This window comes from Stenotrophomonas sp. YJH_SMC_130 (assembly GCF_059369035.1).
Map to the genome: position 1 here is coordinate 1 of NZ_JCAFSH010000012.1, position 23,609 is coordinate 23,609.

A 23,609-nucleotide genomic window follows, 5' to 3' on the forward strand; every position below is an offset into this window, starting at 1 on the left:
CGATAGGTCGCCACCCAGCGCCTGACCGTGGAGAACTCCAGGCCGTAGCGACGAGCAACGGCTTTGACCGATGTGGAGGTCTTGCAGGCCTCTTTGGCGACCTGCAGTTTGAAACGCGCGTCGTATCTGTTCATGTATCCCACGGGGTTGGATCTGATGTCCAACTCCCGGGGATCACTTCATGGACGGGTTTACGGCGTGTCCCGCGAACCCACCCCGACCGACCCGATCACATGAAGCGCATTTCGCGACCAAGCCACGAGGGGCTGCGCCGTTGGGGAAATCCCCCGCCGATTCGTTAGCCGGAAGTTAAAGATCCGTAAGCATTCTGCTGCGATCCCGCAGTCATCTGCATGCAACCGATCGTCATTAGTCTTCGTGACGTTCCAGTCAGGTTCGACGCGGTAAGCTCTCCCTCGATGAGCTCGCAGCATCGCTCATCGAACGCAGTACGCAGTAGCAATTTGGAGGAAGACATCACATGGCAATCGTTCTTTATGTCGGTGGTAGCAAGGATGGCGAGAAGGGCGTGGTGCCCTACGGCTTCAGCAAATCCCGCGCCGACACCGCGCTGGGGCCGGAGTTCTACACGGAGCGGTTCATGGAACTGCAGGGTGTCGGCAAGGTCCGCCTGATGGCCCTGGAAGGCATGCGTGACGACATCGTCATGCAGCGCGCCGCCCGCCACTACCGCTGACCGTCGCAACACGCGGCAGGGCGCGCCCACCATCGCGCGCCCGCGCCGGCATCCCAGCCCCGGGCCAGTCCGAGCCCGCTCTTTGCCAGGATGCCGGCGTCCAATCCGGCTTCGCCGCTGAACCTCGCCCCCTGTCAATGCCTTGTCCGGCTCCGTCGCGGATTGCCAGAATGGGGGCTTCCCGAAACGCGGCACAGACCTGAAGCAATGCACGACGCCAAGAACGCCCAGAGCGCGCTCGCCCAGCAGATCGCCCAGACCATCGCCGACGAAATCGGTGCCCAGTCCGCCCAGGTACGCGCCGCCGTCGGCCTGCTCGACGAAGGCGCCAGCGTTCCGTTCATCGCGCGCTACCGCAAGGAAGTGACCGGTGGCCTGGACGACACCCAGCTGCGCAACCTGGAAACCCGGCTGACCTACCTGCGCGAGCTGGAGGACCGTCGCGCGGCGGTGCTGGCCAGCATCGGCGAGCAGGGCAAGCTCAGTGACGAGCTGCGCAATGACATCCTGGCCGCCGATACCAAGAGCCGGCTGGAAGACCTGTACCTGCCGTACAAGCCCAAGCGCCGCACCCGTGCGCAGATCGCCCGCGAGGCCGGCCTGGAGCCGTTGGCCGATGGCCTGCTGGCCGACCCGACGCAGGACCCGCAGACGTTCGCGGCTGTCTTCGTCGACGCCGACAAGGGCGTAGCCGACACCAAGTCCGCGTTGGAAGGCGCGCGCGCGATCCTGATGGAGCGCTGGGGCGAAGACGCCGCGCTGGTCGGCGAACTGCGCACCTGGCTGGGCGAAACCGGGGTGATCCGCGCGCGCGTGGCCGAGGGCAAGGAAACCGAAGGCGCCAAGTACCGCGATTACTTCGATCACGCCGAGTCGTTGGCGAAGATTCCCTCGCACCGATTGCTGGCGCTGTTCCGTGCGCGCCGCGAGGAGATCCTGTTCCTGGAGCTGGACCCCGGCAGTGATGCCGAGGCCGGCCACCAGTACGCCGAAGGGCGCGTGGCGCGCAGGGCCGGCATCGCCGACCAGGGCCGCGCCGCCGACCGCTGGCTGCTGGACGCCTGCCGGCTCACCTGGCGCGCCAAGCTGCACACGCACCTGCTGCTGGACCTGTTCAACCAGGCCCGCGAGAAGGCCGAAGCCGAGGCCATCGCGGTGTTCGGCGACAACCTGAAGGACCTGTTGCTGGCGGCACCCGCCGGCCCGAAGACCGTGCTCGGACTGGACCCGGGCATCCGCACCGGCTGCAAGATCGCCGTGGTCGATGCCACCGGCAAGCTGGTGGCCACCGACACCATCTACCCGCACGAGCCGCGCCGCCAGTGGGAGCAGTCGCTGCAGACGATCAAGCAGCTGTGCGCCAAGCACAACGTGGAACTGATCGCGATCGGCAACGGCACCGCCAGCCGTGAAACCGACAAGCTGGCCGGCGAAGCGATCAAGGCCGCTGGCAACCCGAAGCTGCAGAAGGTGGTGGTCAGCGAGGCCGGCGCGTCGGTGTACTCGGCGTCCGAGTTCGCGGCCAGGGAATTCCCGGAGCTGGACGTGTCGCTACGTGGGGCGGTGTCGATCGCCCGCCGCCTGCAGGACCCGCTGGCCGAACTGGTGAAGATCGAACCCAAGGCGATCGGTGTCGGCCAGTACCAGCACGATGTGGACCAGTACCGCCTGGCGCGCGCGCTGGATGCCCGCGTGGAGGACTGCGTGAACGCGGTGGGCGTGTACGTGAACACCGCTTCGGCTGCACTGTTGTCGCGGGTGTCCGGCCTGTCGGCCACGGTGGCCGAGAACATCGTGCGCCACCGTGATGCGAACGGCCCGTTCAAGCGCCGCAAGGACCTGCTGAAGGTCGCGCGCCTGGGCGAGAAGACCTTTGAACAGTGCGCGGGCTTCCTGCGCATTGCCGACGGTGATGAACCGCTGGATGCTTCGGCGGTACACCCGGAAGCCTACCCGGTGGTCGAGCGCATTGTGGCCAGCACCGCGCGCCCGATCAAGGCGCTGATCGGTGATGGCAGCTTCCTGCGCGGCCTGAAGGCCGAGCAGTTCACCGATGCCACCTTCGGCGTGCCGACCGTGCGTGACATCCTCAAGGAACTGGAGAAGCCGGGCCGAGACCCACGCCCCGAGTTCAAGGCGGCACGCTTCGCCGAGGGCGTCGAGGACATCAAGGACCTGCGCGAGGGCATGGTGCTCGAGGGTGTGGTCAGCAACGTGGCGGCCTTCGGTGCCTTCGTCGATATCGGTGTGCACCAGGATGGCCTGATCCACATCTCGGCGCTTTCCGATACGTTCGTGAAGGACCCGCGCGACGTGGTCAAGGCCGGCGATATCGTCAAGGTGAAGGTGCTGGAGGTGGACGTGGCGCGCAAGCGCATCGCCCTGACCCGGCGCCTGGACGATACCCCCGGGCAAGCCACCAGCCGCCCGGGCCAGCGTGATGAGCGCGGCCATGGGCAGGGTCCGCGCCGCGATGCAGGCGGCCAGAACCGCGGGCCGAACCGGGGCCAAGGCAATGGCGGCCGTCCCGCCGCGTCCGCGCCCCCGGCCAACAACGCCCTGGCCGAGGCCTTCGCCCGCGCCAAGCGCAGTTGAGGACCGTGTTCCCCGTCACGCTTGATTCGTGGCGGGGGACTTGTCGATTTTCCCCGTGATTGCGCACACTTGCGCTTGAGGGGAGGCGTCCGGCCACCCCGCTGTTGCTGGGGAGGGCCATGACGCCAGCACCACCCGTTGCTCGTACCGGCGGTCGCAGCGCTGCGCTGCGGTCGGCGCCTGCCCGTGCCGGCAGGAGACCGGATTGATGCCGGGCCAGGGCACCCACGGCAATGGACTGCTGGAGCGCCGCCTGCAGGAGCTGGCGGAAGAGCGTCGCCGCCTGGCGATGATCATCGACGGTACCGCCGCGGGAACCTGGGAATGGAACGTGCAGACCGGCGAGATGCGGGTCAACGCGCGCTGGGCCGAGATCGTCGGTTACCGCCTGGAAGAGCTGGAACCCATCTGCCAGAAGACGTTCCTGAGGCTGGTCCATCCCGATGACGTTGCGTTGTCCGATGCTGCGCTGGACGACCATTTCCAAGGGCGCAGCGACAACTACGCCTGCCTGCTGCGCATGCGCCACAGGAACGGCCAGTGGATCTGGATCCAGGACCGTGGGCGCGTCTTTGAATGGGACGGGCAGGGCAAGCCGCTGTGGATGGCCGGTGCCCATGCCGACGTCACCGAGCTGCAGCAGGCGAGGCAGGATGCGGCCGAAACCCGCCAACGCCTGCAGGCCGTGGTCGATGCGTCCGATGAGGTAGCGGTGATCGCCACCGATACCGATGGCACCATCACCCTGTTCAACACGGGTGCGGAGCGCCTGCTGGGCTACAGCGCAGCGGAGGTGGTCGGCCAGCGCCGGCTCGATGCCTTCCACGATCCAGAGGAACTGAAAGCCTGGCTGGAGCCGCTGGCCGATGCCGAGGGCAACCTTCCCGACGTGTTCGAAGCGCTCAGTGCTCGCGCTGACGGGCAGACCTACTCGCGGCAGTGGACGTTGCTGCGCAAGGAGGGCCTGCCACGCCAGGTGCGCCTGTCGATCAGCCGCATGGAAGGTGCCGATGGCGCACGCATCGGCTACGTCGGCATGGCCATCGACATCACCGAAATCCTGCAGGCACGGGCCGAGGCGCGGCTGTCGGCGGAGAAGTTCGCCGGTGCATTCACATCGGCGGCGCTGGGCATGGCGCTGGTGTCGCTGGAGGGGCGTTGGCTGGACGTCAATGATGCGCTGTGCCGGATCCTGGGTTACCCGCGCGAAGAGTTGCTGCAGGTCGACTTCCAGCGCCTGACCCATCCCGATGACCTGCAGACCGACCTGGCCCTGGTGCAGGATCTTCTGGCCGGACGGCGCAGCCATTACCACCTTGAAAAGCGCTATCTCGACCGCGACGGTCGCATCATCTGGGCGCGGCTGTCGGTGTCGCTGGTGCGCAGCGAGCATGGCCAGCCGCTGCATTTCGTGTCGCAGATCCAGGACATCACCGCCCAGCGCAGCAGTGAGCAACGCCTGTTCGAGAGCGAACAGCGCAGCCGCATCACCCTGGATGCGGTGGCCGACCTGGTGCTCAGCGTCAACCTTGACGGCCGCATCGACTATGCCAACGCGGCCGCGGTACGCACCCTGGCCGGTGATGGCGCGCTGTCGCTGGCCGGGCACAGGGTGCAGGACGTGCTGGCGCTGACCACCGAGTACGCGCCCGGCTCGGTACTGGATGTGTCGGTACTGCTGGACCCGGAGAGCAACGCGGTGGACCTGCACGCCGACCTGCTGCTGCGCCTGGGCACGGCAACGGTGCCGGTGGACCTGACGCGGGCCTGGCTGCGCGATGACGAGGGCCATGTGCGCGGCGCGGTGTGGGTGTTGCGCGACGACACCCAGCAGCGGGCGCGGCAGCGCGAAGCCCGCCACCTGGCCGAGATCGATCCACTCACCGAACTGAGCAACCGCCGCGGTTTCGAGGTGCACCTGCAGCAGGCGATCACCCGCGTCGAGCGCACCGGGCAGGCCGCCTCGCTGATGTACATCGATCTGGACCGCTTCAAGCCGGTCAACGACACCTGGGGCCACCTGGCCGGCGATGCCGTGCTGTGGGCGGTGGCCAGTGTGCTGCGACATGGTGTGCGTGATTCGGACGTGGTGGCGCGGCTGGGCGGCGACGAGTTCGCGGTGATCCTGTCCGGGTGTACGCCGCGTCGTGCGGCACGGATCGGCGGTGAACTCCTGCAGACCCTGTCAGCGCTGTCCATTCCGTGGGATCAGCATCGGCTGCGGGTCGGTGCCAGTATCGGCATCGCGCCCCTGGCGGGGGGCATGAGCGTGGACCAGGCAGTGGCCGCTGCCGATGCACAGTGCTACCGGGCCAAGGCGCTGGGGCGCAACAACGTGCAGGTGCAGGGCGAGCTGTCGGAGCTTCCAGGCGACGATGCCGATGCCGCCCAGGACTGATCTCAGCCTGTGAGAGGACGCGCGCGAATACTGCGCGCATCTCCACTCAAGCAGGTGAACCCATGAATGCCTGGAACCCGGTTGCGGTACGCATGTTCATCCCGGCGCTGGTCGGCTGGTGCCTGGCGCTGGCCACCTGCCTGCGCGCCGAACAGCTGCGCGGCGACCCGCACGCGCAGGCGTTGTTGCCCGTGCTGCAGCAAGGCGCGGTCGCGCTGCTGGTCCTGAGCCTCGCCTGCACGGTTGCGGCCTGCGTGTTGCTGTGGCGGCATGGCCGCGGCGACGGCGGGCGTCTCGCTTCCGGCACTACACCCGTGCCGCGTCCATCAGCAGGACCCGGCACGGTGCGCGCTGGAACGCGTTGATCTGAGGCACCAGACGCTGGAAGTGCTCGCTGGCGCAATGGATATCCAGAGCGTCGCGGTCCGGCCATTGCTCGATGAAGACGAAATGCCCGGGATCCTTCTGGTCGACGAACAGTTCATAGCCGAGGCAGAGCGGCTCTCGCCGCGTGCATGCGACAAGCTCGCGGTACAGGGGAAGCACGGTGTCCACCGCATCGGGATGGATGAAATCCTCGGCGATCACTTTCAGCATGTCGGCACCTGCAGACGGGCCTTGCAGGATAGTTCCAGCGCATGGCCGGCACCTATCCTAGTCAACGCAATACTGCGTCCGTACTGACCAGCTGCACGTCGTGCATCTGATTGAGGTAGGCCTCGTAGTAGCCCTTGTGCGAGGCACCGACGATGGCCAGCATTCGGCTGCCAGGGTGCAGGCCCAGCACGTCGCGGACGTTGGCGACCATGCGCAGGTTGCGGGTTTCCCAGTAACCGACATACATCCGGCCGAACGCCTTGGAGGACGGCTCGACGAGCGTCGCGCCGAAGTCGCTCTGGTACGCTGCCAACGCTGCTGCCGGGCTGTTGTAATCGCGATACAGCGCCATGACGCCACCGGGCTTGTCCAGATTGGCCACGAGGCGTTCATCGGCCTCCCGTCGTGCCCGCGAATGCGTATTGTTCCAGGCACCGGTGATGGCTGCACTGGCCGCCGCCTCATCCTCGGCCGGTGTGGGAGAATCGGCCGTGTGGTCGTCCACGGCCCACAGCCGTTCATGCCCGAGGCGGGCGGCAACTACGGCGGCGATCAGGCTGGTTTCATTGCGGCGGACCAGGCCTTTGCCGAGGATCTCGACCAGGGCCGGCGTCAGCCCATCGCCGGCTTTGCGCTCGGACGCAGGCAGGCGTAGCCATTGCACCTGCGCCGATCCGCGTTCGCCCGCTGCCAGGAACAATGCTGCGAGCCGACGACGCTGGGTGGGCGTCGGCTCGTCCGGCCAGGTCGCAAGCAGGCGCTCGGCCTGGGCGTTCGCTGCGGGCACGTCCAGGCCGGTGGCAGCCTGCGCAGCGGTGGTGTCGAAGCAGTAGGTGGCCACGCTCTCCGCATAGCGTTCCGGGTAGCGACGCATGGAATCGCACTGGAGGCCTGACAGGTCTTCGGTGGCGATCAGTTCGGGCTTCCAGGCGACCAGTCGCTGCAGCAAGGGTTCAAGCAAGGCGGGCTGGAACGACTTGGGCAGGCCGGACAGGTGGGCGGTGCCCAGTACCAGCACCTCGTTCGGTCGCCCGACAGGCGGCCCCTTCAGCTGGTCCGGATGGAAGGCGGGCCGATAGGTGGCATCTGCAGCGAGGGCGCCGGTACTGCACAGGCCCAGGATCAGGAGGCTGGCCAAGCGTGGGAACATGCGATCTCCGTGTCAGTGCGCGTCCTGCGGTTCGCTGCATGCTGGCCGTTTTCACCTGCCACGGAATCGCCCGTTGGTCATGCAAACCTTTTGGGCCTGAACTGCATCGTGCCCGGCAAGGCTATGCCCAATGACGGCGACAACGCGCGACATGTTCCGTGACGACACCCGGTGTCCCCACCGAGCGTGAGCAGAATGTGAAGTACATCGCGATTGTCTACCGCGTCCCTGCAGCCGCATCTGAAGTTGCGACGGACGTCGCGTAATCCGGCTAAAGCCACTGATCGCCTCGCCGATACTCCCTCTGGATCCCGCTCCAGTCACCCGCCGCAGGACCCCAGGCCGTCCCCGATGGGCGGCCCGCGCTGTGTGTTCCGCCGCTCCCAGATGCCGATCGCACCCGCAGCAGACGTTCGTGGCAGTCGCTCGAGAGGTGCCGGTTGGCACCTCTAGTCCCTGGCACCTGAAGTTGCCGCCGGGCATCCCGCCCGTCGGGTCGCAACCGCTTACCGGACACCGAGGATCAGACAATGCTCATTCCAGGCTTCACGGCGGGCGCGCAGGCGCCGGCCGAGCTGTATACCCGTTGGTCGCCGTGGCGTGCCCTACTGGGCGCGCTGGCTCCCCAGCACCGCACCGGCGCCGAGGCCGTGTCCGACGGCCGTGCCGAGCTGGAAGCCCAGGTTGCGGCGCTGCACCGGGTCCAGGCGGTCATCGAGTTCGCCCTCGATGGCACCATCCTGCAGGCCAATGACAACTTCCTGCAGGCGATGGGCTACCGGCTGGAGGAGATCCAGGGAAAGCATCATTCCCTGTTCGTCGATCCCGAGCAGGCGCGCAGCGCCGAGTACCGCGACTTCTGGGCGCGGCTGGGGCGTGGCGAATATGACGCTGGCCAGTACCGGCGCTTCGGTAAGGGCCAGCGCGAGATCTGGATCCAGGCCTCGTACAACCCGGTGCTGGACCGGCAGGGGCGGCCTTACAAGGTGGTCAAGTTCGCCACCGACATCACCGCGCAGAAGCTGCAGGCGGCCGACTCGGCCGGGCAGCTGGCGGCGATCGACAAGTCGCAGGCAGTGATCGAGTTCGGCATGGACGGCCGCATCCTTTCGGCCAACGACAACTTCCTGGCCGCCACCGGCTACAGCCTGGACGACGTGCGTGGCCAGCACCACTCGCTGTTCGTCGAGCCCGAGTATCGTGGCAGTGCCGAGTATCGGCAGTTCTGGGAGAAGCTGGGCCGTGGCGAATACGATGCCGGCCAGTACCGGCGCCTCGGCAAGGGCGGGCGCGAGGTCTGGATCCAGGCGTCCTACAACCCGATCCTGGATCTCAATGGAAAGCCGTTCAAGGTCGTCAAGTACGCCACCGACATCACCGCGCAGGTGCATGAGAACCAGGCCATGCAGCGCGCCGTGGCGCAGACCCGTGAAGTGGTGGCGACCGCCAAGGAGGGCGACCTGACCCGGCGCGTGGCCACCGCCGACAAGCACGGGCCGATCGCCGAGCTGTGCGAAGGCGTGAATTCGCTGGTCGAGGCGATGGCCGCGATCATTGGCCAGATCAAGTTCGCCGCCGACACCATCGCCGTCGGTGCCACCGAGATCGCGCAGGGCAACAGCGATCTGTCGCAGCGCACCGAGCAGCAGGCAGCGTCGCTGGAGGAGACCGCCGTGTCGATGAAGGGCCTGGCCGAGACCGTGCAGCGCACCGCGAGCAACGCACGGCAGGCCAGTCAGCTGGCCGGTGGCGCCGCCGATGTCGCTGCGCGCGGCGGCAACGTGGTGCACGAAGTGGTCGAGACCATGGCGGTGATCAACGCATCCTCGCGGCGCATCGTCGACATCATCGGCGTGATCGACGGTATCGCTTTCCAGACCAACATCCTTGCCTTGAACGCCGCGGTGGAAGCCGCGCGTGCGGGCGAACACGGGCGTGGCTTCGCCGTGGTCGCCACCGAGATCCGCGAACTGTCGCAGCGCTCGGCCAGTGCCGCCAAGGAGATCAAGCAGCTGATCGATGCGTCGGTGGCCAATGTCGGCGCCGGCACCGCGCAGGTTGAGAGCGCCGGCCGCACCATGGACGAGATCGTGCTCAACGTGCGCCGGGTCAGTGACCTGATGTCCGAGATCAGCACGGCCGCACAGCAGCAGAGCGACGACATCCAGCAGATGAACCACGCTGTCGATCTGATCGACCAGGGCACCCAGCAGAACGCTGCGCTGGTCGAGGAAGCCTCGGCCGCGGCGCGCAGCATGGAGGAGCAGTCGGCGCAGCTTCTGCAGACCGTGGCCAGCTTCCGCGTGCAGGGTGGGGCGGGGCACCTGCATGGCGCGGCGGTGCTGCGCGCGGTCTAGGCCCGGCGGTCGGAGTGTTGTTCCCCGGCATCGTGGGTCGGCCTGCTCATGCGCAGCCTGCCAGGCTACGCCGATGCTGATGGTCACATGGGGCTCAGCGGCGGGCAGGGCGGCGATGAATTCCTCGCCGCCGTCGCGGGCCAGCAGGTCATGACCGCGTTGCGGGCAGCCGTCGAGGATCGCGGCGACCGCCTGCAGGTTGTTGGCGTCCCAGCGCCCGGCGCTGATCGGATGCGTCAGGCAGATGGCGGGCGATCTGCAGCGCCAGCGCCCGTTCGGAAACGTCGCCTCAGCTGGTGTGCTCGATCACGCCCGGCAGCGAGAGGTAGTGGGACCAGGCGACGGCGTCGGACGCCCGCAGGAGGGGCAATCGCGCGGGCGGGGCATGCTGGGGCATCTTCGCCAGTGTCGGCGCTCTGGCCCGGGAAAAGCAAAAGGCCAGATCATGGACCTGGCCTTTGATGCTGTGGTGCCGGTGAAAGGACTCGAACCTTCATGGGGTCACCCCCGGCTGATTTTGAGTCAGCTGCGTATACCATTCCGCCACACCGGCAGGCAGCGTACGAGTGTAACCGAGGTCGGCAGGCGATGCATAGTAGGAGGGCCTATGAGGGCGGTTCCTGTCGGCATTGGCCCCTTGATAGCTATACTCCCAGCGTGCAATTGCCTCCAGGAGCGGTAGCCGATGACAGTGTTGCAGGACCTGAGGGTGCTGGTGGTCGAGAACGACGAAATGAGCGCGGCCCTGCTGCAGATGCAGCTGGTGCATGCCGGTGCGGTCGTGGTTGGCCTCGCAGCGAGTGTGTCCGAGGCCCTGCGGCTGCTGGAGCAGAGCACTCCTGACGTGGCCCTGCTGGATTACCGCCTGGCCCGCAACGAGACCAGTGAGCCGGTGGCTGCAGCGCTTTCGGCGCGTGGCATTCCGTTCGTGCTGGCCACCGGGATGCTGGCCGAGCAGCTGCCGGCGCCGATGTTGGCCGGCCTGCTGCTGGTCAAGCCGTACCTGTCGGCTGATCTGTCACGCGCGCTGGCGCGAGCGGTGGGGCGCTCCAGCGTCAAGGCCTGAGCCGTCCGCCACGGACCGGCGGGGGATACTGCCGACGGCTGAATGCTCGCGTCTGCGGAGTTCGGCGGCAACCCCTGATCCAGGAACCCCGCCCAGGCGGGGTTCTTCAATTGCGTCCGGCGCTCAGCCCGCTTCCTCGTACACGTAACGGATCTCCTCGCGGTCATCGAGGATGCGGTACTGGCGCGCCAGGTCATCCGGTTCGGGGTTGAGCCAGGCGTCGAGGTGTTCCTTGCGGATCGGCACTACCCCGCGGTCATGCCCGGCAGCGGCGACGTCGCTGGGAGGTGCGTCGGTGATCGTGGCAAACGACAGCAGGCGGCCTTCCGGTCCTTCCCATTCCGCCCAGAGGCAGGCCAGCAACAGGTCGCGGGGCGGGTCGGGACGGAATTCGAGTACCACGTCCTGTTCCTTTTCGTTGGCACCGAGGGTGCGGCCGGCGATGGCGTGGCGGGGCACGTGCTCGTAGAACGCCTGCACCACCACTACGCCGTGGCGCACTCCGAACGCACCCCGCCAGTAACCTTCCAGGCTGTCGCGCCGCGCATTGTAGGTGCCGGGGTAAAGCACGTCGTTGCGCGCTGGCTTGTCCGGCAGCCGGCACTGGTAGCGCATCGGCTTGATCACGCGCTGGCCGTTCTCGCTGACCATCACCGGTGCGTAGGTGCCGGGGAAAATGCGGTTGTCGCGCGGCAGCAGCTGCACCCGATGCAGGTCTTCCAGTCGGGCCTGTGCGCGCTCGATGCGGTTGCCGGCCACGCGCAGGTCGTTGCGCGCTTTCTGCGTGGGCCGGGTGGCCAGCGTGGCATGGGCAATATCGCGTCGTTCGCGTTGCCGGGCCAGTTCGGCCTCCAGGGCCTGTTGCTCCTGCGCATGCCATTGCTGGATCTTCGCCACGATGTCCCGCCCCTGTTCGGTACGCGCACCGGCGAATCCGTCATCCATCGCCTTCGGGGTCTTCGGCCGTTCTTTGCCCGGATCGTGTGCGTACAGTTCGGCGAAGTCCTCCAGCGACAGGATGGCGCCGAATTCGCGTACCAGTTTGGCGTAGTCAGCGCGGATCAGGGCGGAATAGCACATGGGACTCTGTGGGCCTGGGTCGCAGCGGCTGCGACGTGGATGCGGCAGGATAGCCCGACCCATCCGGAGATGCCGCATGAATGATCCCATCACCTGCCAGTTCCGCGAAGCCGTACCCACGGTCGAGGACTACTGCCAGTTGCGCGTGCTCGCAGGCCTCAGCGCCAAGTCCCGCGAAGCAGCCGCCCGCGCGCTGCCCAATACGCTGTTCGGCGTATGTGCCTACCAGGGCGCTGAGCTGGTGGCGATGGGCCGTATCGTCGGCGATGGCGGCTGCCACCTGCAGGTCTGTGATATCGCGGTGCTGCCGCGATTGCAGGGGCAGGGCCTGGGCAAGGAGGTGATGCGGCGGCTGGACGGCTGGATGCAGGCCAACCTGCCGCCGTCGGCGTACGTCAGCCTGCTGGCCGATGGCGAGGCGCATCGGTTGTATGCACAGTTTGGTTTCGCACCGACTGCACCGGCATCGATCGGGATGTATCGGCGGTTCTGAGCCGTGGGCGGGGTGAAGCCCTCCACGGGCAGGGCGGTTTGATCGCAGATCGCGGGCAAAGAAAAACCCCGGCCGAAGCCGGGGTTTTCAAGAATTGGCGTCCCCACGGGGATTCGAACCCCGGTCGCCACCGTGAAAGGGTGATGTCCTAGGCCTCTAGACGATGGGGACGCACGAAAACTTCAAGTTGTAGATCCTTCGACGGCCTAATGTCGAAGTGGTGGAGCCAAGCGGGATCGAACCGCTGACCTCCTGCATGCCATGCAGGCGCTCTCCCAGCTGAGCTATGGCCCCATGAAACTCCGGATATCTGCCGGGAGCAGAGTCCGTTTTGAAACTGGCGTCCCCACGGGGATTCGAACCCCGGTCGCCACCGTGAAAGGGTGATGTCCTAGGCCTCTAGACGATGGGGACGCACGAAAAACTTCAAGTTGTAGAACTTTCGACGGCCTAATGTCGAAAGTGGTGGAGCCAAGCGGGATCGAACCGCTGACCTCCTGCATGCCATGCAGGCGCTCTCCCAGCTGAGCTATGGCCCCGTGTTACCGAGCCGCCTATCATACCTGCGTGTTCACGTTTGTGGAAGTTTTTTTTGAACTTTTTCGTCCCGGTTCAACCGTTGCCACCAAGGGCAGGGGAACCGCAACGCCACAACCTGAATGCCGGTAGGCGGTGAACAAAAAAGACCCGGTTATCGGCCGGGTCCTCGTTGTTCGTGATGAGTGGCGTCCCCACGGGGATTCGAACCCCGGTCGCCACCGTGAAAGGGTGATGTCCTAGGCCTCTAGACGATGGGGACGCAATTCTCATCAATGTTCTTTAGCGACCTTTCGGCGGCCTAATGCCGAAAGATTGGTGGAGCCAAGCGGGATCGAACCGCTGACCTCCTGCATGCCATGCAGGCGCTCTCCCAGCTGAGCTATGGCCCCACGTCGCTGAGGAGCGAAATAATAGCCTTGCCCCAGAGGGTTGGCAAGCATTTGTTGCACTTTTCTTCACGCGCGTTGCGAAGGGAACGACGATCGCACGTACTCAGTCGGCGCCGTCGGTCAGCGCCGCCAGGATTGGGCACTGATCCAGGGTGCCGTGGCCGGGGCAGGCGTCGACCAGCTGCGAGAGCGCGCTGTGCATGCGTTGCAGTTCAGCCATGCGCTGCGCGATGTCCTGCAGTCGGGCTTGCGCCGCGTCGCGCACGCTGCCCATGTCCTGCGGATGGCGATCACTGAGTGCCAGCAGTTCGGCGATTTGTTCCAGGCTGAAGCCCAGCGTCTTGGCGCGGCGGATGAAGCGCAGCCGGCGCAGGTCCTGCTCACCGAAGATGCGATAGCCCCCGGCCGAGCGTGCCGCGGTGGGCAGCAACTGCTGGCGCTCGTAGTAGCGCACGGTATCGATCGGTACGCCGGCCTGGCGCGCCAGTTGACCAATGTTCATGGCGGATTCCTGCGGATGCTGCCGGTCATTCTGAAGCCTGGAGTCAGGTCCAGGGTCAAGCTCCGGTCGCGGACGGCGCATTCAGCGCACTTTGCAACTTTCTTCATAGCCCCGCCGTCGTGGCAGTTCCTACCCTGCGCCTGAACCGGCCGCTGGATGGCCTGCAACGAACCGAGGAGATGCTCTGTGGAAGGATTCAGGAACGAGGGATTCGTAGAGGTCGCGGTGGTCGAGTACCCCGGAGGGGACCCGTCGGCGGCCTCGGTGCTGACCGAAATGGCACACGTCGCCAACCGGCTTGCCCAGCAGCAGCGTCGCCCGTTCAAGCGTGTCCTGGTGACCCGCTGGGTCGTGCCAGCCAGCCAGACCGGCGTGCATCGCATTGCCGGCGCGGAGATGCTCGAGGCGGACATTCCCGCCGTGATCGCCGTGCCTGGCCAGATCAGTCAAGGCGTCTGCCTGCGCGCCGATGAGGTTCTGCTGGATTGGCTGCGCGCGCATTACGATGGCGGCAGTCTGCTGGCAGCTGCCAGCGATGGTGTCAGCATGCTGGCACGCGCGGGTCTGCTTGCCGGCCGCACCGTCAGTGGGCCGGACCTCGGGCGTCATCCGGGCCTGCAGGGACCGTCGGCCAGCTGGGTGCCCAGTGAGCGTGCGCTGGTCGACGACGGTGACCTGCTGACGGTGGCCGGTTCCCAGGCCTGGCGCTTCCTCGCCCTGCGCCTGCTGTACCGGCTGCACGGTCAGGGCGTGGCGAGCTCCGTGGCGCAGCAGCTGGGGATCACGGTGCCAGCGGCGATCCAGCAGGATCTGGAGCGTTTCAGTGCCAACTTCGCCCACGGCGATCGCGACGTACTGAAGGCGCAACGTTGGCTGCATACCACCGCTGCGCGTGGGGCCACGCTCGGAGCGATCTGCGAGGTTTCCGGACTGGAACCGCGGACTCTGCAGCGGCGCTTCCTGAAGGCCACCGGCCTGCGTCCGATCGAGTATTGCCAGCGGTTGCGTATCGCCAAGGCGCAGACATTGCTGCAGCAGGGGGCGGGTATCGATGAAGTGGCCTGGGGCGTGGGCTATGCAGACCAGAGCGCATTCCGCCGCCTGTTCCTGCGCATTGTCGGAATGACGCCGGCCAACTATCGCCGGCAGGTCAACAACAATCGGCGCGAACGACCGCTGTTGTCGTCGGTGGCGGGCAGCCTGCGCGGGCTGCAACCGGCGCCTGGCATGCAGATGCCGCGCAGCGCGGCCTAAGCCTGCGGTGGGCGTCGCACTTGCAACCTGGGCGCGACGCTTTGACCATGCAGGCAACGAGATGATGTGACAGGTGGGTTGATGTCGAGTGTTGGACCGGTGCCGATGCCGGTGGTGCTGATCCTGATGTGCGTGCTTATGGCCATGGCGGTGGCCCACCTGTGGCCGCGGTCGAAGGACGGGATGGCAGTGCCTTCCGCGGCCAGCCTGGTCCTGGACATGTTGCTGATCGGCCTGCTGTGTGGACGCATCAGCTTCGCGGCCTTGAACTTCGCGCTCTACCGTGAGGCCCCCTGCAGCATCCTGCAGATCGCCGACGGTGGGTATCACCTTGCCGTCGTGCTGGTTGCGGGCCTGGCGTGGGGCACCTGGCGGCTGCGGCTGTGGCGCGCGTTGCGTGCGCCGGTGCTGGCGGGGGCGCTGGTGGGTGTGGTGCTGTGGGCGGCGGGCAGCCACCTGCTCGCAGCATGGCAGGAGCGGCGGATGCCGCTGCCGGCGGTCCAGGTGGCCGATCTGCAGGGGCGCAGGATCGACCTGCAGCAGTTCCGTGGCAAACCGGTGGTGCTGAATCTCTGGGCCAGCTGGTGTGGTCCCTGCCGTCGCGAGATGCCGGTACTGGCATCCGCACAGCAGATTCACACTGACGTGCAGTTCGTGTTCCTCAACCAGGGAGAAACCCTGGACGAAGTGAAGGGTTTCATCGCATCCGAACAGCTCCGGCTGGGCAATGTATTGCTGGACGATACCGCCTCGGCGTCAACCGTGCTGGGTGTACAGGCCTATCCGTCGACGCTGTTCTTCGACGCCGAAGGCCGCCTGCGTGAACTGCACCTTGGCGAACTGACGGCGGCGGGTCTTGAACACAAACTGCGCCGGCTGCGGTAGCCTGCGCGGGCATCTCACTACGGAGTTCCCATGTTGTCGACTTCCCTGCGCATCGCTCCGGCGGTGCTGTTGCTGCCGGTCATGCTGGCATTGGCCGCCTGCAGCCAGGCCCAGACCCCGCCAGGCAAGGCAACGGCAGCGCCGGCAGCGAGCGCTCAGGCCCCAGCGGCAAAGGGCGAGCGCCCCGCAGTGCTGAAAGGCATCGAGAAGCACGGTTTTGAAGTCGTTGCCGAGTTCGATGCACCGGGTGGCCTGCGTGGATTCGCTGGCGTGGTGGGTGGGCAGCAACCGGCCGCAGCCTATGTCACCGCCGACGGCAAGCATGTGCTGGTAGGCAGCCTGTTCGATGCCGAGGGCAACGACGTGGCCGCCGAGGCGGTGGAGAAGCTGGTTTCAGCACCGATGTCGGCCAGGATGTGGACCAAGCTGGAGGCCAGTGCCTGGGTGCGTGACGGCAAGGCCGATGCGCCGCGCGTGGTCTATACCTTCAGTGATGCCAACTGCCCGTACTGCCACAAGTTCTGGGAAGCAGCGCGTCCGTGGGTCGACGCCGGCAAGGTGCAGTTGCGCCACATCATGGTCGGCGTGATTCGCGAGGACAGCCCGGCCAAGGCTGCGGCCATCCTGTCTGCGCGTGACCCGAGTGCGGCCTTGCTGGAAAACGAACACCAGTTCGACCGTGGTGGCATCAAGGCCCTGCCGAGCATCAGCCGCGAGATCGCCGGCAAGCTCGACGCCAACCAGGTGCTGATGATTGAAATGGGCTTCCAGGGCACGCCGGGCATCCTGTTCCAGGATGCACAGGGCCAGGTGCAGCGTCGCGCCGGCCTGCCACAGGGCGCTGACCTGCAGACGGTGCTGGGCCCGCGCTGACCGGCACCCACGCCGTGATGCGACACCACAGGCCCGCATGGCAGCATGCGGGCCTGTTGCTTTTCGTCACCTGTGCGGGTGATGCAGGCTGCGCACCTCCTGTTCGTCGTCACGTCTGAATCGTGACTGACATCAAGCATCGCGCCTTGATTCCAATCAAGGCCAAAAACGACATGCGGATTAGCCTGTGACGCATGGAATACAGCGTCAACGCGCCAGGGATGCCGCGCCTGACACGCCCTGAACCGGGGCAGTCGGCACAGCCATTCACGACGTTCTCACTCCCTGGTTGTTACCCAGACCGCTGCGGTCGCCACCTCTCCGGCAGTGCGGCCCTGATGGCGTCGATATCGGTACGGGCGGGGCAGTGTCATCGTCCTGTTGCCTGCCATGCGCAGGCTGGCCGGTGTCGTCGACGCAGTACCCGCATTTCCAGCAACGGCAACGCAATGTCGGAGCTGCGCCTGCGCGCGCGCCGTCAGTGCGCTGCGAATGTTCGTCCAGGGAGGATGCAATGCGCTTTGCGGTACTGAGTCTGGCCTGCCTGACCGCGCTGGCGGTCACGCCAGCCTATGCGCAGCAGAATGGCCAGGAGGATGCGCACGCATTGCGCCAGGAAATCGCTGCCATGCGACAGGCACTGGAGGGCATGCAGAAGCGCCTGGATCGGCTCGAACAACGCGAGGGCGCTGTCGTGGCCGCTGCGCAGGTAACGGCGCCGGTGACACCACCTGGCAGCAGTGCCAACCTGCTGCATCCCACGCAGGTGCCGGGTGTGGCGCAACCGGTGCTGCCGCAGCGCGAATCGGTGGCCGATCCCTCAACAGCGGCCTCGCGTCCCGACAGCGCTGCTGGGCCGACCGACCCGGATCTGAAGGGCTTCTTTGCCATTCCAGGTACTGACACGGTGATCCGCATTGGCGGCTATGCCAAGCTCGATGCGATTGCCGATTCGCGTGCGGCCGGTGACGAGGATCAGTTCATCCCCTCATCGATGCCGGTGGGCGGCAGCCATCGCGATGTTTCCAATTTCAACATCCACGCCAAGCAGACCCGCTTCAGCTTCGAGGCACGGCGCCCGACCACGCACGGCAACCTGCGCTTCTACCTGGAGAATGATTTCTTCGGCAGCAGTGAAGGCTACGCGTTCCGTCTGCGCCACGCGTATGGCCAGCTTGGCAATACCTATGCCGGCTACGGTTACTCCAGTTTCATGGACCCGGACAGCCTGCCCGACACGCTCGACTTCGCCGGTCCCGGCGGCGCCGGCTATCTGCTGGTGGCCGGCATCCACCACAGCTTCGCGATGGGCAAGGGCAACACCCTGACGCTGGCCGCCGAAGACCCCAGGACCGAACTGGCCGGTGCCAGTGATGAACGGGCCGCAGTGAACCGGCTGCCGGATGTGACCGTGACCGCACGCATGGAGCGCGACTGGGGCCATCTCCAGCTGGGCGCGGTGGCGCGCAGCCTGGCCTATGACGGTGACGGCGAGCGTGACCGGCGCATGGCCGGCGGCCTGCAATTCAGTGGCTCGGCATCGGTAGGCGAGCGCGATCTGTTGCTGTTCGGCGCGCTCGGCGGGCGCGGCCTCAGCCGCTACACCGCGGACCTGACCGGCTCCGGGCTGGACGCGGTGGTCGGTGCCGATGGCCGTCTCGACGCGCTGGACCTGCACGGCGGCTTCGTCGGCTACACCCATTACTGGTCCGGGTTTTGGCGTTCGAACCTGATCTTCGGCCAGTTGACCCTGGAGCGGAATGCCGCACTCGCCGCCGATGCCTTCCGGCAGAGCCGATACGGCGTGTTCAACCTGATCTGGAGCCCGGCGCCGTCGTGGACGATGGGCATGGAGCTGCTGTACGGCCGCCTGGAACAGCAGGGCGGCGCGCGCGGCGACACCGTCCGGGTGCAGGGCAGCCTGCAATACAACTTCATCAAGTAAGCGCCAGCGGCGTTACGCCAGCGCAACCGTCCCCACGCCCGGCCGCACCGGGCTCATGCCAGTACAGGAGATTGTCATGGCAGAAGCAAAGAAAATCGGGGTGGTCGGAGCCACCTTCCTCGTCGCCGGCAACATGATGGGCTCAGGCGTGTTCCTGTTGCCGTCCAGCCTGGCCAAGATCGGTACCGCATCGATCTGGGGCTGGCTGATCACCACGGCCGGTGCGCTGTTGCTGGCCTTCGTATTCGCCAAGCTGGGCAAGCTGGCGCCGAAGGCGGGCGGTCCGTATGCCTATGCGCGTGACTGGTTCGGGCCCTACATGGGCTTCCAGACCAATACAATCTACTGGTTCGCCAACTGGATCGGCAACGTTGCCATCCCGATCGCCGCGGTGGGCTATTTCAGCTACTTCTTCCCGATCCTGTCCGAGCCGCTGGTGCGCTGCATCGCGGTGCTGATCCTGGTGTGGGCGCTGAGCTTTGCCAACGTGATCGGCCCGGCCTTCGTCAGCCGTGTGCAGACGGTCACCACCAGTTTCGCGCTGGTGCCGATCCTGGGCATCGCCATCTTCGGCTGGTTCTTCTTCGATGCCGATATCTTCAAGGGCGCCTACAACGTGTCCGGTGAGTCCAACTTCGGCGCGATCTCCAGTGCCGCGGCACTGACCCTGTGGGCCTTCATCGGTGTCGAATCGGCTTCGGTCACGGCTGGCGTGGTCGAGAACCCGGAGAAGAACGTGGCCCGCGCCACCCTGGCCGGCGTGTTCCTGGCGGCCATCGCCTACATCGCCAGCTCCTCTGTGATCATGGGCATGGTGCCGAACTCGGAACTACAGGTGTCCGACGCACCGTTCGCGCTGGCGGCGGCCAAGGCGGTCGGCGGCTGGGGCGGCGCGCTGGTCAGCCTGTGCGCCTTCATCGGCGCCGCCGGCTCGCTGGGTGGCTGGATCCTGCTGACCGCGCAGAGTGCCAAGGCGGCCTCGGATGATGGCCTGTTCCCAAGCATCTTCAGCAAGACCAACAAGGACGACGTGCCGGTCAAGGGCGTGCTGATCGTGGCGGTGCTGATGACCCTGGCAGTGCTGGTGACCTCTACCTCGGAAACCGCGTCGGCCCAGTTCGACGTGATCACGTCGGCGGCCGTGGTGCTGACCCTGCTGCCCTACATCTACTCGTGCGTGGCCTGCTACTTCGTGGTCGAGCGTTCGCACACCCTGGTCCATACCGGTGCGTTCTGGACCCTCACCAGCCTGACCGTCGTGTACTGCCTGTGGGCAATCTACGGCTCGTCGGGAACCATCGTGCAGTACGCCTTCCTGTTCGTGCTGTTCATCACCGTGTTCTATCCCTTCTTCAGCGAGGAGCGCCGCCAGCAGCGGCAGCGCGCCCGCGAGGCATCGGCCATCAGCGCCCGCGCCCAGCGTTCCTGAGTTCGACAAGGAGAATCAACGTGTACTTCAAGTCCCTGGACTACCCGGTCATTGTCATCGACAACGACTACGAGTCGCCGCGCATCGGCGGCATCCTGATCCGCGCCCTGGTGGAAGAGCTGCGCAGCAACGACCAGCGGGTGCTGTGCGGGCTCAACCTGGATGATGCGCGCGCCGGCGCCCGTACCTACGTGGCGGCCTCGGCGGTGCTGATCTCGATCGATGGCAGCGAAGAGGTGGATGGCGAGTTCCAGCGCCTCACCGCCTTCCTGCGCGAGCAGAGTGCGCGCCGCGCCAACCTGCCGGTGTTCCTGTACGGCGAGCGCCGCACCATCGAAAAGGTGCCGAGCAAGCTGCTCAAGTACATCCACGGCTTCATCTTCCTGTTTGAAGACACCAAGAGCTTCATCTCGCGGCAGGTGATGCGCGCGGCCGAAGACTACATGAAGAATCTCTTGCCGCCGTTCTTCAAGGCGCTGATCCATCATGCGGCAGAGTCGAACTACTCCTGGCATACGCCGGGCCATGCAGGCGGCGTGGCATTCACCAAGTCGCCGGTCGGCCGTGCGTTCCACCAGTTCTACGGTGAGAACACCCTGCGCAGCGATCTGTCGATCTCGGTGCCGGAACTGGGCTCACTGCTGGATCACACCGGCCCGATCAAGGATGCCGAGGAGGAGGCGGCGCGCAACTTCGGTGCCGACCATACCTTCTTCGTCACCAACGGCACCTCCACCGCCAACAAGATCGTCTGGCATGGCACGGTGGCCCGCGGCGACGTGGTGTTCGTCGACCGCAACTGCCACAAGTCGCTGCTGCACGCGCTGATCATGACCGGCGCGGTGCCGGTGTACTTCACCCCAAGCCGCAACGCACACGGCATCATCGGCCCGATCAGCCTGGATCAGTTCACGCCGGAGTCGCTGCAGCAGCGCATCGCCGCCAACCCGCTGGCCAGCCAGGCCTACAAGGCCGGTTCCAAGCCGCGCATTGCGGTGGTCACCAACTCGACCTACGACGGCCTGTGCTACAACGCCGAGAAGATCGCCGACGAAATCGGCAGCGCGGTCGACTTCCTGCACTTCGACGAAGCCTGGTACGCCTACGCCGCGTTCCATCCGTTCTATGAGAACCACTACGGCATGGCCAAGGGCAAGCCGCGCGAGCAGGATGCGATCATCTTCACCACGCATTCCACCCACAAGCTGCTGGCCGCGTTCTCGCAGGCGTCGATGATCCACGTACGCAACTCGGCGCAGCGCGACCTGGATGCCGAGCGCTTCAACGAGTCGTTCATGATGCACACCTCGACCAGCCCGCATTATGGGGTGATCGCGGCCTGTGACGTGGCCTCGAAGATGATGGAGGGCGAGGCCGGCCGTTCGCTGGTGCAGGAAATGCATGACGAGGCGATCGCCTTCCGCCGCGCGATGCTGCACGTGCGTGACGACCTCGGGCGCGACGACTGGTGGTTCAGTGTGTGGCAGCCGACCAAGGTCGAGCGCAGCCTGGACAAGGGCGATACGCCGGCGCCGCTGGTGGCCAAGCGCGAGGAGTGGTACCTGCAGCCGGACGCGCACTGGCACGGCTTCGAGAATCTGGTCGATGACTACGTGCTGATCGACCCGATCAAAGTGACCCTGCTGACCCCGGGCCTGGCGATGGACGGCAGCATGGGCACGCTGGGCATTCCGGCGGCGGTGCTGAGCAAGTTCCTGTGGGGCCGCGGCATCACTGTGGAGAAGACCAACCTGTATTCGGTACTGTTCCTGTTCTCGATGGGCATTACCAAGGGCAAGTGGAGCACGCTGGTCACCGAGCTGATGGCCTTCAAGGAGCTGTACGACTGCAACGCGCCGCTGAGCCAGGCATTGCCGACGCTGGCGGCGGACTATCCGATTGCCTACGCCGGCTGGGGACTGCGTGACCTGTGCGATGCATTGCACGCGTTCAACCAGGAATTCGAGGTCGCCAAGGTGATGCGCGAGATGTACGTGGATCTGCCGACGCCGGTGATGACCCCGGCCGATGCCTACAACCACCTGGTGAAGGGCGAGATCGAGCGGGTCGACATCGAGCAGCTCAGTGGTCGCGTCGCGGCGACCATGCTGGTGCCGTATCCGCCGGGCATTCCGACCATCATGCCGGGCGAGCGATTCGGCGACAGCGACGAACCGATCATCCAGTCTCTGCGTATTGCCCGTGAACAGAATGCGCGCTTCCCGGGCTTCGAGTCGGATGTGCACGGGCTCATCATCGAGCACGATGGCGATGCGACCTCGTACAAGGTGGAGGTGCTGAAGGCCTGACCGGCGACGGTCGGCCCTTCGGCGAGCGATGGATACCGCGCGCGAGCAACGCATCCTGAAGTTCTCCATCGGGGTGACCATCGCGGTGAGCGCGGTCGGCTTCATCGGTGGCCTGCTGGTGGGATCGCAGGCGATCCTGTTCGACGGCGTGTACAGCCTGGTCGACGTTGCCTTGACCCTGGTGTCGTTGTCGGTACTGCGGCTGGTGGCGCGGGAGCAGAGCCCGCGCTTCCAGTACGGCTATTGGCACCTGGAGCCGATGGTCGAGGCACTCGGCGGCGTGATCCTGTCGCTGGCCTGCGTGTATGCGCTGGCCAACGCGGTCATTGGCTTGACCACGGGCGGGCACGAGGTGAAATTCGGGCCCGCGCTGTGGTGGGCGGCGCTGCTGAGTGCCAGCAACCTGGCAATGGCGACGTTCGTCGCGCAGCGTGCGCGGCGCCTGCGCTCGGCGCTGTTGTGGCTGGATGTAAGAGGCTGGTTGCTGGGTGGGTTGATGAGCCTGGCGGTGGTGCTGGCCTTCGTGCTGGCCCTGGTCCTGCATGGCGGCAAGTGGCACCACTGGGTCCCGTACCTGGATTCGATCGTGCTGGCGTTGATCAGCCTGGCGGTACTGCCAGTGCCGGCGCGCAGTGCATGGAAGGCCATGCGCGAAGTGCTGCAGGTGGCGCCGGATGACCTGGACCGGCGCGTGCAGCAGGTGATGCAGGCGTTCGTGTCCGAGCGTGGCTATGCCGGTTTCACCAGCCACGTGGCGAAGATGGGGCGGATGCGCTTCATCGAGATCCATGTGCTGGCAGACCCCGGTACGCCATTGGGCTCGGTGGGCGAGGTCGATGCGATGCGCGATGAGATCGCCGTGCGGCTGGATGCGCGGGGCAGCACGTTCTGGTTGACCATCGATTTCACTGCGGATCCGGCGTGGACGTAGCCCTGCCTCCTTCGCGCCGGGGCCTCGCCCGGCCAGGTTCTGTTCCCCTGTAGGGCCGAGCCCATGCTCGGCTGCCGTTCGCATGGAGCAGCCGGGCATGGGCCCGGCGATACAGCACG

19 protein-coding genes, 7 tRNA genes and 1 pseudogene are annotated in these 23,609 nt (G+C 66.2%); 14 read left to right on the forward strand and 13 right to left on the reverse strand.

Features of this window, described 5'->3' with window-relative positions; all coding sequences use genetic code 11:
* A partial coding sequence (locus tag AC5P5V_RS13560) for a transposase (RefSeq protein ID WP_495215913.1) occupies positions 1-134 on the reverse strand: 134 nt, incomplete at its 3' end.
* A 347-nt stretch (positions 135-481) separates the two neighbouring features.
* Between AC5P5V_RS13560 and AC5P5V_RS13565 the strand changes: the two genes are divergently transcribed.
* The 4 genes from AC5P5V_RS13565 to AC5P5V_RS13580 all read left to right on the forward strand — a co-directional run bounded on the left by AC5P5V_RS13565 (position 482) and on the right by AC5P5V_RS13580 (position 6,055).
* Positions 482-697 carry a hypothetical protein gene (locus AC5P5V_RS13565; RefSeq protein WP_005417149.1) on the forward strand — a complete coding sequence of 72 codons (216 nt, stop codon included), beginning with the start codon at positions 482-484 and terminating at the stop codon, positions 695-697.
* A 207-nt stretch (positions 698-904) separates the two neighbouring features.
* Positions 905-3,292, forward strand: a complete 2,388-nt coding sequence (locus AC5P5V_RS13570) for a Tex family protein (protein ID WP_231352173.1) — start codon at positions 905-907, stop codon at positions 3,290-3,292.
* A 208-nt stretch (positions 3,293-3,500) separates the two neighbouring features.
* Positions 3,501-5,690 carry a PAS domain S-box protein gene (locus AC5P5V_RS13575; RefSeq protein WP_134968450.1) on the forward strand — a complete coding sequence of 730 codons (2,190 nt, stop codon included), beginning with the start codon at positions 3,501-3,503 and terminating at the stop codon, positions 5,688-5,690.
* Between the two features lie 62 nt (positions 5,691-5,752).
* Positions 5,753-6,055, forward strand: coding sequence for a hypothetical protein (locus AC5P5V_RS13580; protein ID WP_134968449.1), 303 nt, complete (start codon positions 5,753-5,755; stop codon positions 6,053-6,055).
* Here the strand turns inward: AC5P5V_RS13580 and AC5P5V_RS13585 are convergent.
* Both AC5P5V_RS13585 and AC5P5V_RS13590 read right to left on the reverse strand, forming a co-directional pair.
* Entirely contained in the window at positions 5,997-6,287 is a 291-nt protein-coding gene (locus tag AC5P5V_RS13585) for a putative quinol monooxygenase (protein ID WP_061479066.1), read from the reverse strand. The genes AC5P5V_RS13580 and AC5P5V_RS13585 overlap by 59 nt on opposite strands.
* Before the next feature lie 61 nt (positions 6,288-6,348).
* Positions 6,349-7,437 (reverse strand): DUF5694 domain-containing protein, encoded by a 1,089-nt coding sequence (locus AC5P5V_RS13590; RefSeq protein WP_134968448.1) that lies wholly within the window; start codon positions 7,435-7,437, stop codon positions 6,349-6,351.
* A gap of 530 nt (positions 7,438-7,967) precedes the next feature.
* Between AC5P5V_RS13590 and AC5P5V_RS13595 the strand changes: the two genes are divergently transcribed.
* Positions 7,968-9,794, forward strand: a complete 1,827-nt coding sequence (locus AC5P5V_RS13595; RefSeq protein WP_134968447.1) for a methyl-accepting chemotaxis protein — start codon at positions 7,968-7,970, stop codon at positions 9,792-9,794.
* Positions 9,795-9,824: 30 nt separating this feature from the next.
* Here AC5P5V_RS13595 and AC5P5V_RS13600 read toward each other — a convergent pair.
* Together AC5P5V_RS13600 and AC5P5V_RS13605 are read right to left on the reverse strand one after the other, a co-directional pair.
* Positions 9,825-9,992 (reverse strand): annotated as a pseudogene (locus tag AC5P5V_RS13600) (GGDEF domain-containing protein); the annotation flags it as partial.
* 269 nt (positions 9,993-10,261) lie between these two features.
* Positions 10,262-10,347, reverse strand: a tRNA-Leu gene (locus tag AC5P5V_RS13605).
* 132 nt (positions 10,348-10,479) lie between these two features.
* Between AC5P5V_RS13605 and AC5P5V_RS13610 the strand changes: the two genes are divergently transcribed.
* The gene (locus AC5P5V_RS13610) at positions 10,480-10,860 is read left to right on the forward strand and encodes a response regulator (RefSeq protein WP_061479069.1); all 381 of its coding nucleotides are present in this window, start codon (positions 10,480-10,482) and stop codon (positions 10,858-10,860) included.
* A 123-nt stretch (positions 10,861-10,983) separates the two neighbouring features.
* On the opposite strand, the gene AC5P5V_RS13615 is transcribed toward AC5P5V_RS13610, so the two are convergent.
* Entirely contained in the window at positions 10,984-11,940 is a 957-nt protein-coding gene (locus AC5P5V_RS13615) for an SOS response-associated peptidase family protein (RefSeq protein ID WP_134968446.1), read from the reverse strand.
* A 76-nt stretch (positions 11,941-12,016) separates the two neighbouring features.
* Between AC5P5V_RS13615 and AC5P5V_RS13620 the strand changes: the two genes are divergently transcribed.
* Complete coding sequence (locus tag AC5P5V_RS13620) at positions 12,017-12,433, forward strand: GNAT family N-acetyltransferase (protein ID WP_061479071.1); 417 nt, start codon at positions 12,017-12,019, stop codon at positions 12,431-12,433.
* 95 nt (positions 12,434-12,528) lie between these two features.
* Here AC5P5V_RS13620 and AC5P5V_RS13625 read toward each other — a convergent pair.
* The 7 genes from AC5P5V_RS13625 to AC5P5V_RS13655 all read right to left on the reverse strand — a co-directional run bounded on the left by AC5P5V_RS13625 (position 12,529) and on the right by AC5P5V_RS13655 (position 13,864).
* Positions 12,529-12,604, reverse strand: a tRNA-Glu gene (locus tag AC5P5V_RS13625).
* A gap of 47 nt (positions 12,605-12,651) precedes the next feature.
* Positions 12,652-12,727, reverse strand: a tRNA-Ala gene (locus AC5P5V_RS13630).
* Positions 12,728-12,771: 44 nt separating this feature from the next.
* Positions 12,772-12,847 (reverse strand) — tRNA-Glu (locus AC5P5V_RS13635).
* A 49-nt stretch (positions 12,848-12,896) separates the two neighbouring features.
* Positions 12,897-12,972: transfer RNA gene (locus tag AC5P5V_RS13640), tRNA-Ala, on the reverse strand.
* Positions 12,973-13,156: 184 nt separating this feature from the next.
* Positions 13,157-13,232 (reverse strand) — tRNA-Glu (locus AC5P5V_RS13645).
* Positions 13,233-13,286: 54 nt separating this feature from the next.
* A tRNA-Ala gene (locus AC5P5V_RS13650) sits at positions 13,287-13,362 on the reverse strand.
* 103 nt (positions 13,363-13,465) lie between these two features.
* Positions 13,466-13,864 (reverse strand): heavy metal-responsive transcriptional regulator, encoded by a 399-nt coding sequence (locus AC5P5V_RS13655; protein WP_049415383.1) that lies wholly within the window; start codon positions 13,862-13,864, stop codon positions 13,466-13,468.
* Between the two features lie 186 nt (positions 13,865-14,050).
* Between AC5P5V_RS13655 and AC5P5V_RS13660 the strand changes: the two genes are divergently transcribed.
* The 7 genes from AC5P5V_RS13660 (at position 14,051) to AC5P5V_RS13690 (ending at position 23,490) form a co-directional block, all read left to right on the forward strand.
* Positions 14,051-15,118, forward strand: a complete 1,068-nt coding sequence (locus AC5P5V_RS13660) for a GlxA family transcriptional regulator (RefSeq protein ID WP_061479072.1) — start codon at positions 14,051-14,053, stop codon at positions 15,116-15,118.
* Positions 15,119-15,199: 81 nt separating this feature from the next.
* Positions 15,200-16,003, forward strand: a complete 804-nt coding sequence (locus AC5P5V_RS13665) for a TlpA disulfide reductase family protein (RefSeq protein ID WP_134968445.1) — start codon at positions 15,200-15,202, stop codon at positions 16,001-16,003.
* Between the two features lie 30 nt (positions 16,004-16,033).
* Entirely contained in the window at positions 16,034-16,876 is an 843-nt protein-coding gene (dsbG, locus tag AC5P5V_RS13670; RefSeq protein WP_134968444.1) for a thiol:disulfide interchange protein DsbG, read from the forward strand.
* A 514-nt stretch (positions 16,877-17,390) separates the two neighbouring features.
* Positions 17,391-18,821, forward strand: coding sequence for a DcaP family trimeric outer membrane transporter (locus tag AC5P5V_RS13675; RefSeq protein ID WP_134968443.1), 1,431 nt, complete (start codon positions 17,391-17,393; stop codon positions 18,819-18,821).
* Between the two features lie 76 nt (positions 18,822-18,897).
* Entirely contained in the window at positions 18,898-20,250 is a 1,353-nt protein-coding gene (adiC, locus tag AC5P5V_RS13680) for an arginine/agmatine antiporter (RefSeq protein WP_061479076.1), read from the forward strand.
* Between the two features lie 20 nt (positions 20,251-20,270).
* Positions 20,271-22,559: an Orn/Lys/Arg family decarboxylase gene (locus AC5P5V_RS13685; protein ID WP_134968442.1), complete on the forward strand. Its 2,289-nt coding sequence runs from the start codon at positions 20,271-20,273 to the stop codon at positions 22,557-22,559.
* 28 nt (positions 22,560-22,587) lie between these two features.
* Positions 22,588-23,490 carry a cation diffusion facilitator family transporter gene (locus tag AC5P5V_RS13690; protein WP_065178510.1) on the forward strand — a complete coding sequence of 301 codons (903 nt, stop codon included), beginning with the start codon at positions 22,588-22,590 and terminating at the stop codon, positions 23,488-23,490.
* Positions 23,491-23,609 lie beyond the last annotated feature (119 nt).